Origin of the sequence: Microcoleus sp. T3_D1, from assembly GCF_036700405.1 — a bacterium.
Taxonomy (GTDB): Bacteria; Cyanobacteriota; Cyanobacteriia; order Cyanobacteriales; family Microcoleaceae; genus Microcoleus.
Genome location: NZ_JAUBOV010000034.1, coordinates 34,047 through 48,118, shown reverse-complemented (window position 1 = coordinate 48,118; position 14,072 = coordinate 34,047). Strand labels below are relative to the sequence as shown.

Sequence of the window (14,072 nt, the reverse complement as noted above, 5' to 3'; positions counted from 1 at the left end):
ATCTAAAATCAATCCCAAATCAAAATCACTCCAAAATCAATCTATTCAAAATCTAAAATCTAAAATCTAAAATCTAAAATATATGAGATCGATCGACGAAATCAACGATAAAATCAGCCAGGGCAAAGCCACAGTCTGGACAATCGAAGAACTCAAAACAAGAGTTCAAGAAACCAGCATTACCCAAGCAGCCAAAGAAGTCGATGTGATTACCACCGGCACCTTCGAGCCGATGGAATCCTCCGGTGCAATCATCAACCTCGGCCATACCGACCCCCCGATAAAAATCCGCCAGTGCTGGCTAGACGGCGTTTTAGCCTACTCCGGCTTCGGGGCAGTAGACCTGTACCTGGGAGCCACCCAAGTAGCCGAAGACGGCGAAGAATCCCGCGAACGGGGCGGCGGACACGTCATCGAAGACTTAATAGCCGGCAAACCCGTGCAGTTGCGAGCCTTGGGGCAAGTAACAGACTGCTACCCCCGCGCCTCCTTTGAAACCACGATTACCCGCGATACAATCAACCAGTTTTATTTATTCAATCCCCGCAACGCATATCAAAACTTTATTGTTGGCGTCAACGGGGGCGATCGTCCGCTGTTCACCTACCTCGGCCCCCTGCAACCAAACCTCGGCAACGCCGTCTACTCGAACCTTGGAGCCATGTCTCCCCTGCTCAACGACCCCGACCTCGAAATCATCGGCATCGGCACCCGCATCTTCCTAGGAGGCGCCACCGGCTACATCACCTGGGAAGGAACCCAGCACTTCCCGCTGCAAAAACGCCAGCCCAACCGCACCCCCATCGGCCCAGCCGCCACCCTCGCACTCATCGGCGACGCGAAACAGATGAACTCGAAATGGGTGCGCGGCTGCTACTTCAAAAACTACGGCCCATCCCTGATGCTGGGAGTCGGCATCCCCTTTCCCGTCTTAAACGAAACAGTCGTCGCCCACTGTGCAGTATCAGACAAAAAAATAGTAGCGCCGGTGGTAGATTTCTCTATCCCCCGGCGCGTTCGTCCCACATTCGGTTTAGTTAGTTACGCTCAATTAAAGACTGGCCGCATCTTGATAGAGGGCAAACCTGTGCGGGCCGCCCCCCTTGCGAGTATGTTTCTCTCCCGACAAGTAGCATTGGAATTGAAGCAGCAAATTGAAGCGGGTCAATTTACCCTCACGGCCCCAGTTGCTCCCCTACCCACCGACAGAGTATTTCTCCCGCAAGATTTGTGGGGCGCCCAAGTCCGGCTCGAATAAAGGATTTTAGATTATTTGTGGACGCACCAGGTCCCAGAAACCGGGTTTCTTGTCGCCAGCGCGGGCCTGAAAGCTTGGGTGGTTGGTCAAGAAACCCGGTTTCTACTCCCGGCGAGTGCGTCCAGGATTCTAGATTTTCGATTGAAGAATTCTGGTAAAAAACTGCACACATGGGAAACTGATGCACTCACCTAAAATCTAAAATCTAAAATCTAAAATCTAAAATCTAAAATTGGTTCATTCCTCGATCGGCTTAGGCTTCTTAACCGGCTTAGGAAGAGGTTCCTTCGGGACAGGCGGTGGTGCTGCTGCTGCGGATTTGATGGTAGGACGCCCTACAGGAGCACCGTCACCGCTGGGCCTAGGAGTAAAGGGACGCTTCCCTCCCCCTCCTTTGAAGCCGCCTGGCTTCTTGCTGCCAGGGGGGAATTTCCGCTTTTTAATCGGCAGGGCACCAATATTATTAGCCTGCTCAATCATCAGACTCTCAGCTTTCAATTTGACGTGGAAATCCCAAAAAAACCCGATCGCCTTTGTAGCTAAATCTCCCTTGAGTTTCAACTTAAAAAACTTCATCTTGTCGTCATTCTTGCGGGGAGCTTGCTTGATTTTGACGATGACATACTTTTCTTCGTCTTGGGATTGATAAATCACCTCACCTCTAATCGAAAAATAGCCATCTTCAACATCAGGTTCCGAGGGAGGCAAAGATGCGGTCGATGCTTCGCCGCTAGCCTCAATCTCCGCTGCTTCCTGATTTTCCTCATCAGAGGACAGTTCGGGAGGTTTCTTGAGCGTTTCCGGCTCCCAAACTCCCATAATCTGGGCGTGCAAGTTGCCGTCTTCTTGCCTGGTGCGGGGATAGACCACCCACAAGTGTTCTTGTTCCAGCTCCAGGTGATTTTTGACTAAACTCATGACTCTACCCAGCAAAACTGCGTCGATGGCAGTTCCGTCGGCAGCTATCAGCATACCCCGGGTGAATTGCTCTTCTGATGGCGTGTAGCGGCCCCGCACCAAACCAACAGCTCGGTACTGTCTGGGTTCGCTGGGGGGGGGAATGGGATGTTGGCGCATGACGGAGGGTATGTCCTCAGCGGCCTGACTTTCGTTAGCGGCAGGCTCGGCGTTTGCGGGCGGTACGACTGCTAGGGCTGGAGTATCGCTGACAGGTGTCGAAGACGCTGCAGGCGCGGGGGGTGCAGGAGCCTTGCTGGGCTGGTCTTGTGGCTTTGTTTTGTCCTTGTCGGGGGCAGAACTGTAGCGTGGTCGTTGCAGCCTATCCTTGGACGCTGGGGCGTCTGTTGGTGTTGCGGGTTGATTTGGGTCAACAGGTGCAGCCAACGCCGAAGGCACCGAACTTTCGTCTGGTGTCTCAGCAATGGAATCTGTATCTTTAGGCGGATTGACGGCCTGTTCGCTCGGCTGATCCTTGCGATTTGAAGTAGATTTGGACGATTTGGAAGACCGGTTGGGAGAGGGGTTCATAAAAACTCCTTGCAGCGGAGACACATCCCTTAAGGGAAATTAGGAATAAACTGAAGAAACTGCTTTAAAAACTACTAGCACCTGACAGGCGGGCTTGCGCCCGGAGGTCTGGTTGTGACCCGTCAACGCCAACTTTCAACGCTACGAGTGCCGATCGGTTCGCTGGCTGCTACAATCCTTGCGAGCAAGGACTTTGGCAGTTGCTGACCGATCGATCGCCGATCGCGCCCAGGTGGAGTTGCTGGCTAATAGCATTTAGGATATTCAGCTTGCCTATTTTACTTAATCCAATTACCTAACGGCCTGATCCGCCATATTTTCGGTAATTTTTAGCTTGACCATACTAAATTGGACAGACACCGCAGTCCTTGGGGCTGCGGGTCTGAGTGTCCAAAATTGTTTAGCTAGCATGGAGTTGTGGGTCTGTTACCGGAAAACGAGAGGAAAGCCCCCGACTTCAGGCGTGGGGATGAATTCGGCAGCGGATGCGGCCGCCTACAGTCTTAGAAAAATCCTGGTTGATTTCTAAAAGCATGATATGATTATATCATGCTAACAGTAACTCACGAGTACAAACTACGTCCGACCAAATCTCAAGTTCAAATATTTGAGATTTGGTTGTCTGTTTGTCGTCAGGTTTATAACTATGCCTTGCGAGAACGGAAAGATTGGGTTAATTCTCGTAAGTCTTCTGTTAATGCTTGTTCGATAATTGGTGAGTATATTATCTCACCGGATACTCCTAGACCAACCTATGCTAGTCAGTGCAAAGGTTTGGCAGAAGCTAAGAAGCATTGTCCCGAATTAAAGACCCCTCCCAAGCAAGTATTGCAGCAAACTTTAAAGGTTTTAGAGTCGGCATTTGTGGCAATGTGGGATAGAGGGCATGGGTTTCCTCGCTTCAAAAAACGGATGCGATCGTTTGTTTTCCCGGCTGTTAAGGATGCAGCAGTGGAGAAGGGAAAGGTTAACCTGCCGTCTATTGGGTGGGTAAGGATGAAAATGTCTAGACCCACACCAGAGGGTTTTATACTCAAGCAAATTAGAGTAGTTAAAAGGGCATCAGGATATTTTGTCATGCTGACCTACCAGTTAGCAGTCAACCTGCCCGCTCGCCCACCGTCAGGACATCCATTAGGGGTAGATATTGGGCTTGACAAATACCTCGCAACTTCAGATGGAGAATTAGTCAACAGACCGAGATTTTTTCAGGCACTTCACCGCGAGTTGAAATCACTGCAACGAAGATTAAAGCATCAAAGAAAAGGGTCTAATAATTGGCTTGATATCCAGAAAAAGATTGCTAGAATTCATCAAAAAATCAGTGATACCAGAAAGGATTGGCACTATAAATTAGCTCATCGGTTATGTGACCAAGCAGGAATGATATTCGTTGAGGATATCAATTTTAAGGCTTGGGCAAAGGGGATGTTCGGTAAACATACTCTCGATGCAGCCTATGGTCAATTCTTCTCGATTCTGTCTCATGTGTGTTGGAAGCGCGGGGTGTATTTTGCTCGTGTTGATAAAAACTATACGAGTCAAATTTGCCCCCAATGTGGAACCCATACTGGTAAGAAAACCTTGGATGTCAGAATCCATAGTTGTCAGTCGTGCGGGTACACCACTGATCGCGATACAGCAGCAGCACAAGTAATTAGAGACAGAGGTATCCTTGCGGTCGGGCAGCCCGTGAGTAAAACTGCTTCTGGAGGCGTTCTATCGGGGATCGATAGTAATATCGGTCTAGAGTCGAGCCTGTGAGAGAAGAATCCCCCGCATTGTATGCGTGGGGAGTGTCAACATATTAGCTGCAAGTAAAAGGCTGCTTTGTCCGTTCGGACTATGAAGTTAAAAACGTTTACGGTTGCACCGATCGAGCTAAATGGCAGATGCCCCCCGGCGATGCCTTAATTCTTAGAAAATAGTAGATTTTAAGCTGGGATAGTTGAATTATGGAAAAAGCAAACAAGCGTCGTGGGTTGATTACTGTGGTGGTGGTGCTGTCGCTCATCGCTTTTTTGGGATTTTCCCTTGTGCCAATTTTAAACAGTATTCTCCAGGCCAGCCAAGCGCAAAGTCGATCGACTCCAACGCCTACTCAGACGGCGCAGTCTGGGGAGAAGCAATCAGAGTTGCTGCAAGCTCAGGCGAGGGGATACGAATTGGTTTTGCAGCGGGAACCTGACAATGTAACGGCTTTGCGGGGATTGTTGCAGGTGCGACTGGAGTTGATCGGGCAAGGAGTGGGCGACATTAAGGATGCGATCGCTCCTTTGGAAAAGTTGGCTTCGCTGAATCCTGAGACTACTGAATACGGGATTTTGCTGGCTCAGGCTAAGGAACGCACGGGCGATCGCGAAGGGGCTGCTCAAGCTTACAGGTCAATTTTAGCGTCTAAGCCTGGGGAAATTAAGGCTTTGCAGGGGTTGGTGAATTTGTTGCTAGTGCAGCAGCGGCCGGAAGCTGCGATCGGACTGCTGCAAGATACGCTGAAGGCGGCTCCGGCTGCAAATCTAGCGAAACCGGAAAGTGTGGATGTAACTTCAGTGCAGTTGATTTTGGGACAGGTTTATGCTGTGCAGAAGCGCTACGAGGAGGCGATCGCGATTTACGACGAATCTGCTAAGGCTAATCCGAAAGATTTTCGCCCGACTTTAGGAAAGGCGATCGTGCTGAAGGAACAGGGCAAAACAGATGAGGCAAAAACGCTGTTCGATCGAGCTAGTGAGTTAGCTCCTCCTAACTATAAAGACCAAATAAATCAGTTAGCTAGTGGCACTCCTTCGCCTTCTCCTGCGGCTACGACGACTCCCGAACCGGCTGCTTCTCCTAGTCCTGAAGGTGCGCTACCGAAACCTTAAGGAAAGTTCTAAGTAAAAGAGTTTTGACTTGTCAGTGAAAAAGTATTAAGTTAAAAACTTAATACTTTAAACTCAAAATTACTGGCTTTTTTCCTAATTACGCAGAACTTATGAAAAGAAACCCGGTTTCTACGATTAATCTTGGTTGAACGACGATAGATACAGGTCGAAACCGGGTTTATAAGTCCTCGCGGGGAGCGTCTTTTTACCGATTACCAATTACTAATTACCAATTATGTAAGACCTCGGAGGGAATTATGACCCAAAGCGTTGACCGCGTTGTTCTACCTCCTGCTTTTCCAGACCACACTCAATTACCAGACTCCGACGGTATTTTTGTTAAAAATTTTCAGGAACACCCGCAAAGTTTAATTTTAACTGATTCGATCGGGCAAATTTTGCAGCAGCGGCATCCAGACGGACAATATGCGATCGGTCAAGACTGCGGCATTTACTGGCGAGAAACCGAGCCGCCGGAAAAAGGTGCAGAAGCTCCTGATTGGTTTTATGTTCCCAATGTACCTCCTAATTTAGACGGTCAAATTCGCCGTTCCTACGTGCTGTGGCGAGAACACATAGCACCGTTAATTGCTTTGGAATTTGCGAGCGGCAACGGTGATGAAGAGCGCGAACGTACTCCTTTATCTCGCACTGATGAAGGGGTAATAACGAAACCGGGCAAGTTTTGGGTGTACGAACAGGTGATGCGAATTCCCTATTACGGCATCTATGAAATTAACAGCGGTCGATTAGAAGTTTATCGGTTGATGGAGGGGTATTATCAACTGTTAGAACTCAATCAACGCGGCCATTTTCCCATTGCATCTTTAGGCATAGAATTGGGACTTTGGCAAGGTAGTTATCAAAATCAAAGTATGCTTTGGCTGCGCTGGTGGGACGAGGAAGGTAATTTGCTATTGATTGGCGATGAAAGAGCAGAATTAGAGAGATTGCGAGGGGCACAACAGCGGGAAAGAGCCGAGAGTGCAGAACAGGCACGACAAGCTGAATTTCAGGCAAGAAGGGATGCAATTCCCCGGTTGTTGGGAATGGGTTTGAGTGCGGAACAAGTGGCGGAGGCGTTAAGTTTATCCGTCGAAGAAGTGACGGAGAATGCTGGAGAGTGACATAGCGGGAGAGAATGGGGGAAAAGGGCGATCGGTCTTAATAGACTTCATCATGAGAACCCATTTTGAGCAATAAAATAGCTTCCTCATCATCTTCGGGATCGGTCACAAACTCAAATAAAATCCGATAATCGTAATCTATTGAACACGACCAGATACCCGATAAATCTCCTGTCAGTTTGTGAGTTCGCAAGCTGGGGTTAAAGCAGTCTTCAGACAAAAGTTCTAGAGTAGCTTCAATTAAAAGGCGAAGCTGAGGATTTTTACGAACTAACTTTTTGAAAGTACGAATAGATTTTGGAGTCCAACCAATTTTCATCAATCATCCAACTCCGCCATAAAATCCGCTACCGACCCAAATTTAGCATTGCCCTCAGCATACTCTTGACGAACTTCTGCTACTTCCTTGAGTAATTCATTTCGTCGCTGTTGTCGCAGACGATTCTGAAGAATATCTAGAAGCATAGCTTGATCTTCTAATGATAAAACTTCTACAGCTTCAAGAGCTTGCTGGAATTGAGATGTCTGTGTCGTTTTACTCATATATTATTTTTAACTGTTTATAACCACGATATTTTTTATTTATTTTAGCAAGACTTATCCTAAGCTAGCATTTTTTAGTTGTGATGTGGAGAATTTCCCTGATGAGTTTCAAATTAATTATAAATTATTTTAGCAACATAGTACCATCAGGCATAACAGTATTGCAAAAGATAGTCATGCTAGTCTGAGCATCACTCAAATTAGCTTGTTCGAGGTCAGCATCAGTTAAATCGGTATAATCTAAATTAGCACCTTCTAAATTGGCTTGGAAGAGGATAGCCCCACTTAAATTAGCGCCCCTCAGATTTGTAAAACTCAAATCAGCCTCACTTAAATCAGCCTCACTTAGATCGGCATTTGTCAAATCAATCCCCTTCAAATTAGCTCCAACCCCGATATAAATTCCACCTGAATGAGGAGTAAATGTATCGTCAAAAGTAGTTTCTGAGTCGTAAAGAAATCTATTGAGATTTACGTACTCCAACTGAGTTCCGCTCAAGTCAGCCCCCATCAGATTTGTACCTTCTAAGGAACCATCAAATAATCCAATATCTCGCAAATCAGCCTCTCTCAAGTTAGCACCATTGAACAAGGCGGAAGTTGTTTGAGTTCCTCTTAAGTTCGCTCCTTTCAAACAGGCATTATACAAACTAGATTCATATAGTTTAACACCTCTCATGTCGGCGTTAGTCAAATTAGCCCCTTCCAAGTTGCTTTCACTCAAATCGGCTTCGACTAAGCTAGCATTCTCCAGGTTAATTCCTTCTAGCTCAGCACTATCTAGCCTTGCATTATCCAAAACTGCTCCTTCCAGATTAGCACCCTGCAACCGAGCGGAGTAGAGATTAGCACTATGCAAGTTAATTCCTTCTAAATTGGCATCGTGCAATTTCGCTCCCTCCAAATTGACTCCTTTAAAGTTCCTCTCTCCAGCAGAGTACCGCTGCAACAATTCTTCAGAGTTCATGATTTACAGCAGATTAATTGCTTGTCGGTGCGGTATAACTTCAAAAACTTGGGAATTATACCCTATCAAAGCATTATAACACTACCAAGTTTACAGTCATATCTCAAAGTTGAATAAATGACCAAGTTAGTAGATTATGTTTACTTCTCTGACCAGACTATTAGTAAGGTGGGCAATGCCCACCCTACAAATTAATACTTCCTCTCCTGCGGCTCAAACATCGTAATCGCCACCGGCATATAAGCCAAATCAATCCCCGCCGGCGAATAATACGCCATTGTATGCTTCAAGAAATTCCCATCATCGCGCTCAGTAAAATCTTCCCGCGAATGAGCTCCCCGACTTTCCTGCCGATTCAAAGCAGAAGTTAAAATCATTTTCCCGACTATTATCAAACTCCGCAACTCCAAAGCTTCCACAATTTCCGTATTCCACAACTTGCCTTTATCATCTAAGTAAACCTCCTCATATTGTCGCTCTAAATCCTCCAATTTCTTTAAACCTTCCTGCATCAATTCGGCGCTACGAAATACACCACAATACTCAGTCATAGTATCTTGATACTGCTGCCGGATTTGATTGATGCGGTATTTTCCGGGACGTTCTAAAAGTGCTTGAATTTGCTCTTTTGCTTCCATAATGTAACGCTGTTCGTCTACTGTCGGCAACTTGCGATTTTGTACGAATTGTGCTATGGTTGCGCCAGTAACTTTGCCGTAAACGACGCATTCCAAAAGCGAATTGCTGCCCAAACGGTTGGCGCCGTGAACCGATACGCAAGCTGCTTCGCCGGCTGCAAAGAAACCGTCTACCAAACTGTCAGGACTGCTGCGAACTTGCCCGCTAACATTAGTAGGAATTCCCCCCATTGAATAGTGAACAGTAGGGCGCACGGGCATCGGCTGATTTACCGCATCAATTCCTAACAAACGGTGGGCTTCTTCCCAAGCAAAAGGAATTTTGCTCATAATTTTTTCGCGTCCCATGTGCCGCAAATCGAGGTAGATAAAGGGGCCGCCGGCACTACCATCAACATTAATCCCTCGGCCGGCGCGAATTTCTATGGAAATTGACCGCGAGGTGATATCTCTGGGCGCTAATTCCATCCGCGACGGCGCATAATTTGCCATAAATCGATCGCCCTCTGAATTAATCAAATAAGCGCCTTCGCCCCGCACAGCCTCGGAAATCAACACTCCCACGGGATACAAACCAGTCGGGTGAAACTGCACAAACTCCATATCTTCCAGCGGCAATCCAGCTAAAGCCGTCATCGCCAAACCGTCTCCCGTCGAGGCATAATCGTTGGACGTAGTATTGTAAACTCGGCCGTAACCCCCCGTGGCAAACATCACCGCCTTAGCGCGCACGACCTCAATTTGACCGTCTAGCAGGCTGTACATAACTACGCCCTTGGCTTGGCCTTCTTCCAAAATCAGGCGCGTAACATACCACTCCTGATAGATGTGAACTCCGCAGCGGCGCAGATTGTTGACTAATTCGTGGAGGATGGCGTGACCGGTTTTGTCGGCGGCGTAACAGGTGCGGCGGTGGGAATGTCCGCCGAAAGCGCGTTGGGCAATTCTGCCATCTGGGAGGCGAGAAAAGAGGACTCCCATGTGTTCTAAATCTATGACTACACCGGGTGCTTCGCGGGTGAGGATTTCTACCGCGTCTTGGTCTGCTAAATAGTCGGAACCTTTTACTGTGTCGAAGGCGTGGGCTTTCCAACTGTCTTCGGGATCGACATTTTGGAGGCTGGAGGCCATCCCACCTTGGGCTGCGACGGAGTGCGATCGAATCGGGTGAGTTTTAGCGACGACAGCTACCTTTAAACTGGGGTCAGTCCGAGCAATTTCTACTGCGGCGCGGCAACCTGCTAAACCGCCGCCTACAATGATTACGTCGTGTTCTAGCATCTTTTTGAATTATTTTGAGTGTTCTGCTCAACTTATCGTGACGCAAAAAAAAACTTCCCACCAAAAGAGCAGGAAGTTTTTTAACTTTTGATTTGAATGGGAAATCAAAAGTTAAAATTTCACATTGGACTAGCCGGCGCTTTCGATAGGCTGCTGAGTGGACTGATTTCCCGTTGCAGAAGGTTGAGTTTCCGTACCGGGTTCTACAGCAAGCACTTCAATGTTATTTAGCAGAGTTGTAACGAAAGCAAACAGCAAGAAGGGCAGAGACAGCACTAAAATCAAGCCGACGGTAGCCAAGGCGAAGATTTGGCGGGCGCTACTCCACAAGGCGAGTGCCGACGCTAGACTTAGGAAGATGACTATCAGCCAAACAATGATTTGACCGTAAATGTCGCCAAAGGTGAGCGTACATTTAAGGCGATAGTTTTGGATGTTATTCATTTGATGCCTCGCGAGATTGCTATTACGACTTGTCCAAAAATACTTTGACAGTGTGTCAATGGCCACTGTAAATTTCTAAGTTTAGCTGCCGCAACCTGGTTTTAGGGCTGTTTTAAACATTTTTATAGAAGTTTGCAACAACACTTTATGAATTTTTGTTTCTGACTGGGAAATTTGGCCGAAACAAGACTTACGCACTCCGACAAAGAAACCGGGTTTTTTACTGTTTTGGCGGGCTGTAACGCGTCTTTTCGCAAAAAACCCGGTTTCTGGCAACCCCTGCGTCCAGGACTAAGCTGTTCTGAATCTAAATCGTATTTTTTGTGCGGGCTATAAGCCCAACCCCTACTCCCCACAAGAACTTTATCAAATTTTAGTTCACAGTTTAAATGTCCAACAGCTTACGAAACAAAGGCACAAGGGGAAAGTCTACTTTTTGAGGGAGCCCCGACTTGGTAAAGAAATGTTAAGCTGCGTGGGAATGGAATCAACCTTTATAGCGTCGCACCTGTCTTTTCGCCCATGTCTTCAGAGAGCAAATTGCTGATTTCGCGCTGTTTCCTGGCTGGTTTAGGAACGCAGATGTTTATGTACCGCGAAGACCGGATTCCCCAAGAGAGTCCGGTGCTGGTTGTGAGCAATCACCGCAGTTTCTTAGATCCTGTGCTGCTGACGGCGGCTTTGGGTCGATCGATCCGCTTTGCTTGTCATCATTACATGGGTCAAGTTCCGGTGATGAGGGAAGTGGTCACGACTTTCGGCGCTTTCCCCTTGGAAGCACCAGAACACCGACAGCAGCATTTTTTCTCTCAAGCAACAGCGCTACTGCAAGGCGGGGAGATGGTGGGGGTGTTTCCAGAGGGTGCAGAACCGATGGTGAAGCTGACTGGTCCGAATACTGTGGGGAAGTTTCAGCGGGGATTTGCTCATTTGGCTTTGCGGGCGCCGGTGCGGGATTTGGCAGTTTTGCCGGTGGCGATTAGTTCCTTTGAGGAACAGTCAATACGATCGGGTGTACCGCTCAAGTTGTTGAGTTTGTTTGATCCTTCGGAACCGCTGTTCGATCGATCTGGGTGGCATCCTATGATAATTTATCAGCGAGTTAATGTTTTAATCGGTCGCCCTTACAGGATTACTGTCGAGAGACAGCAGCAATATCGAGGCAAAAAAGCCAAAGCAGTTGTTGCTGAACTCACAGACCACTGTCAGGGAGAAATTGCAGAATTACTCCAACGACGTTGTTTGTAAGTTTGTTGACTGTTGACTGTTGACTGTGGGCTGGTGTCAGATTTCCCATCTAAAATCTAAAATCTAAAATCTAAAATCGATTGACTTGAATCATGGCAAATGCTAACAATAAGGTTCGTTTCCTAACCCCCAAACCCCCGAAACCCGATCGCCCTTTATTTGTATTTTTGCCCGGTATGGACGGGGGCGGTTTGCTGCTGCGCTCCCAAATTCCTAAATTAGCCAATCATTTCGACATTCGTTGCTTAACTTTACCTGCGGACGATACGCCTAGCTGGGATGTACTGGTTAGCGAAACAATTGCCTTAATTGAAGCCGAAAAGCAAGCCGGAAAGCCGAAGCGGCCGGTTTATCTGTGCGGCGAGTCATTTGGGGGGTGTTTAGCGATGAAAGTTGTGTTAGAAGCTCCCCAATTGTGCGATCGATTAATATTAGTCAATCCAGCTTCTTCGTTTCGACAGCAGCCTTGGGTGCAGTGGGGATCGTACCTGACTCAGTGGCTGCCGGCTAACCTTTATCCGCTGTCGGTAATCGGTCTATTGCCGATATTAGCATCATTAGGAAAGATTGGGCGCGACGATCGGCGAGCTTTACTAGAAGCGATGCAAGCAGTACCGCAAAATACGTCGGTGTGGAGATTGGCTTTAGTGCGATCGTTTAATGTGGACGAAAATCAGTTGCGCGGCATCAAACAGCCGACGCTAGTAATTGCTAGCGGTGCCGATCGGCTGCTGCCTTCCCTAGTAGAAGCGAAGCTTTTAGTCAAGGTAATTCCCAAGGCTCAAATGGTGCTGCTGGCTAACAGCGGTCATGCTTGTTTGTTAGAAACCGATGTTAACCTTTACGGCATTATGCAAGCTCGCAATTTTTTGACTAAATCCGAAGAAAATCGGTCATTAGTCAGCAGTCAATAGTCAATAGTCATTGGGCATGGGGCATGGGGCATTGGGCATCTCCGAAAAACAATCTTATCGGCATCAGCAATTAGCAATTAAGTAGATGAGTGGGAAAATACATAAGTATGTCATAGCTGCATGAAACGAAGTGAAACGAAGCAATCGCAATGGTTCTGGCAGATTTACATTCCGTTACATAGCGAGGTTTCTTTGCGCCTACCTACTTAATACCTCTTGGATGTCGATGGTCAGGAACTGCAATAATAGCTTCAATTAAGTTCAGAGACTGTTGGCGAATTAAAAAAGGGTAATACCCCTCATAGGTAAAATGTAGATAGTGTAGGTTGGGTAGAGCGCGAGCGAAACCCAACTCTTTTAAAATAATGTGTTGGGTTTCGCTGACGCTCTACCCAACCTACTACATCTATGTGAGAAACACCGCGAGTGCTGGTTTTAGAGGTGAGGGGTGAAACCCTATGTGAATTCGCCAACAGTCTCTTAAGTTCATTAGCGATACACCGAGTTAGGATAGTATTTGCGATCGGGTCAGACCCGATCGCAAATACTATGATACATTTAAGTAGATGAGTGGGAAAATACATAAGTATGTCATTGTTAGTTAAACGTCGCAATTGCTTACGGTTCTAGCAGCTTTACATTCGGTTACACAGGAAGGTTTATTTGCGCCTAGCTACTTATCCTCTGACAATAAATCCACCCTGCTTTACTACTCGTGAAACATACTTAGTCTGGTCAGATTCTGACTTTTTCAAGCCTAGGCCTTTAGATGTGCGCTTCCTGACGTAATTCTTTATTCCTGCGTCGCACGTACACGAACAGATCGACTAAACTCAGGCCTATTTCTTTGCATATTTACTACCTTTACCGGATATATACCCATTCTTTTGGATATACATTGTTCTTTAGGGCTAGCCCGTAAATCTTCTATTTTTACGTCTATTCCCCCCACCCTGTCGGTGATATAAAGCAATTTTAGGTTACCCACTAAGTTATCAGTTGTCTGGAAGCAAAGCGTTATATTCCTCATATCTTTTGGCATTAAGTTCAATGTCTCTTGAGGACCGAGAGTCTTCTCTCCTAATAAAATCGTTTCTGCTAAGGCTGCACCGGCGAAACTAAAAGAGATGCCAACAGCAGCGATTAAAACTGCTGGTAATTTTTTGACAAAACTCATACGACAATACCTCGTTTGTTGAAATTTACGTTGATTGGTGGTTTTTTCTTCCCACATCTTTTAGACGTTTCCCGAGCCCAATTTAGTAATTTTTCGAGTTAGGAGCAATTTTTCTCCCCAAAA

Annotated in this window: 13 protein-coding genes; 6 read left to right on the top strand and 7 right to left on the bottom strand. The window is 46.9% G+C overall.

Features of this window, described 5'->3' with window-relative positions:
- The first annotated feature begins 82 nt into the window (after positions 1 to 82).
- Entirely contained in the window at positions 83 to 1,258 is a 1,176-nt protein-coding gene (locus QT992_RS16825) for a homocysteine biosynthesis protein (protein WP_333108202.1), read from the top strand.
- 237 nt (positions 1,259 to 1,495) lie between these two features.
- Here the strand turns inward: QT992_RS16825 and QT992_RS16820 are convergent, their stop codons facing one another.
- Entirely contained in the window at positions 1,496 to 2,746 is a 1,251-nt protein-coding gene (locus QT992_RS16820; RefSeq protein ID WP_333338237.1) for a hypothetical protein, read from the bottom strand.
- Positions 2,747 to 3,295: 549 nt separating this feature from the next.
- On the opposite strand from QT992_RS16820, the gene QT992_RS16815 reads away from it, so the two are divergent.
- The 3 genes from QT992_RS16815 to QT992_RS16805 all read left to right on the top strand — a co-directional run bounded on the left by QT992_RS16815 (position 3,296) and on the right by QT992_RS16805 (position 6,737).
- A complete protein-coding gene (locus QT992_RS16815; RefSeq protein ID WP_333316656.1) occupies positions 3,296 to 4,510 on the top strand; it encodes a transposase in 1,215 nt (404 codons plus the stop codon).
- A gap of 191 nt (positions 4,511 to 4,701) precedes the next feature.
- The gene (locus tag QT992_RS16810) at positions 4,702 to 5,610 is read left to right on the top strand and encodes a tetratricopeptide repeat protein (RefSeq protein ID WP_333316654.1); all 909 of its coding nucleotides are present in this window, start codon (positions 4,702 to 4,704) and stop codon (positions 5,608 to 5,610) included.
- A 257-nt stretch (positions 5,611 to 5,867) separates the two neighbouring features.
- Positions 5,868 to 6,737 carry a Uma2 family endonuclease gene (locus tag QT992_RS16805; protein WP_333316652.1) on the top strand — a complete coding sequence of 290 codons (870 nt, stop codon included), beginning with the start codon at positions 5,868 to 5,870 and terminating at the stop codon, positions 6,735 to 6,737.
- Positions 6,738 to 6,774: 37 nt separating this feature from the next.
- Here the strand turns inward: QT992_RS16805 and QT992_RS16800 are convergent, their stop codons facing one another.
- From QT992_RS16800 to QT992_RS16780, 5 genes are all read right to left on the bottom strand, one after another.
- Positions 6,775 to 7,056, bottom strand: coding sequence for a type II toxin-antitoxin system mRNA interferase toxin, RelE/StbE family (locus tag QT992_RS16800; RefSeq protein ID WP_333316649.1), 282 nt, complete (start codon positions 7,054 to 7,056; stop codon positions 6,775 to 6,777).
- Positions 7,056 to 7,280, bottom strand: a complete 225-nt coding sequence (locus QT992_RS16795) for a hypothetical protein (protein WP_333251707.1) — start codon at positions 7,278 to 7,280, stop codon at positions 7,056 to 7,058. Before QT992_RS16795 ends, QT992_RS16800 begins: the two co-directional genes overlap by 1 nt.
- 124 nt (positions 7,281 to 7,404) lie before the next feature.
- On the bottom strand, positions 7,405 to 8,247 hold the full coding sequence (locus QT992_RS16790) for a pentapeptide repeat-containing protein (protein WP_333316647.1): 843 nt from the start codon (positions 8,245 to 8,247) through the stop codon (positions 7,405 to 7,407).
- A gap of 191 nt (positions 8,248 to 8,438) precedes the next feature.
- Positions 8,439 to 10,166, bottom strand: coding sequence for a succinate dehydrogenase/fumarate reductase flavoprotein subunit (locus QT992_RS16785; RefSeq protein ID WP_333377356.1), 1,728 nt, complete (start codon positions 10,164 to 10,166; stop codon positions 8,439 to 8,441).
- Between the two features lie 129 nt (positions 10,167 to 10,295).
- Entirely contained in the window at positions 10,296 to 10,610 is a 315-nt protein-coding gene (locus QT992_RS16780; protein WP_333104558.1) for a hypothetical protein, read from the bottom strand.
- A 522-nt stretch (positions 10,611 to 11,132) separates the two neighbouring features.
- On the opposite strand from QT992_RS16780, the gene QT992_RS16775 reads away from it, so the two are divergent.
- Together QT992_RS16775 and QT992_RS16770 are read left to right on the top strand one after the other, a co-directional pair.
- Positions 11,133 to 11,858: a lysophospholipid acyltransferase family protein gene (locus tag QT992_RS16775; RefSeq protein WP_333377354.1), complete on the top strand. Its 726-nt coding sequence runs from the start codon at positions 11,133 to 11,135 to the stop codon at positions 11,856 to 11,858.
- Between the two features lie 92 nt (positions 11,859 to 11,950).
- The gene (locus tag QT992_RS16770) at positions 11,951 to 12,772 is read left to right on the top strand and encodes an alpha/beta hydrolase (protein ID WP_333377352.1); all 822 of its coding nucleotides are present in this window, start codon (positions 11,951 to 11,953) and stop codon (positions 12,770 to 12,772) included.
- A gap of 793 nt (positions 12,773 to 13,565) precedes the next feature.
- Here the strand turns inward: QT992_RS16770 and QT992_RS16765 are convergent.
- On the bottom strand, positions 13,566 to 14,006 hold the full coding sequence (locus QT992_RS16765) for a hypothetical protein (RefSeq protein ID WP_333245633.1): 441 nt from the start codon (positions 14,004 to 14,006) through the stop codon (positions 13,566 to 13,568).
- Between the last annotated feature and the right edge of the window lie 66 nt (positions 14,007 to 14,072).

Coding starts and splice junctions, on each gene's coding strand:
- QT992_RS16825 (WP_333108202.1), top strand. CDS start 83: ATGAGATCGATCGACGAAATCAACGATAAAATCAGCCAGGGCAAAGCC.
- QT992_RS16800 (WP_333316649.1), bottom strand. CDS start 7,056: ATGAAAATTGGTTGGACTCCAAAATCTATTCGTACTTTCAAAAAGTTA.
- QT992_RS16805 (WP_333316652.1), top strand. CDS start 5,868: ATGACCCAAAGCGTTGACCGCGTTGTTCTACCTCCTGCTTTTCCAGAC.
- QT992_RS16780 (WP_333104558.1), bottom strand. CDS start 10,610: ATGAATAACATCCAAAACTATCGCCTTAAATGTACGCTCACCTTTGGC.
- QT992_RS16785 (WP_333377356.1), bottom strand. CDS start 10,166: ATGCTAGAACACGACGTAATCATTGTAGGCGGCGGTTTAGCAGGTTGC.
- QT992_RS16820 (WP_333338237.1), bottom strand. CDS start 2,746: ATGAACCCCTCTCCCAACCGGTCTTCCAAATCGTCCAAATCTACTTCA.
- QT992_RS16790 (WP_333316647.1), bottom strand. CDS start 8,247: ATGAACTCTGAAGAATTGTTGCAGCGGTACTCTGCTGGAGAGAGGAAC.
- QT992_RS16770 (WP_333377352.1), top strand. CDS start 11,951: ATGGCAAATGCTAACAATAAGGTTCGTTTCCTAACCCCCAAACCCCCG.
- QT992_RS16765 (WP_333245633.1), bottom strand. CDS start 14,006: ATGTGGGAAGAAAAAACCACCAATCAACGTAAATTTCAACAAACGAGG.
- QT992_RS16815 (WP_333316656.1), top strand. CDS start 3,296: ATGCTAACAGTAACTCACGAGTACAAACTACGTCCGACCAAATCTCAA.
- QT992_RS16775 (WP_333377354.1), top strand. CDS start 11,133: ATGTCTTCAGAGAGCAAATTGCTGATTTCGCGCTGTTTCCTGGCTGGT.
- QT992_RS16795 (WP_333251707.1), bottom strand. CDS start 7,280: ATGAGTAAAACGACACAGACATCTCAATTCCAGCAAGCTCTTGAAGCT.
- QT992_RS16810 (WP_333316654.1), top strand. CDS start 4,702: ATGGAAAAAGCAAACAAGCGTCGTGGGTTGATTACTGTGGTGGTGGTG.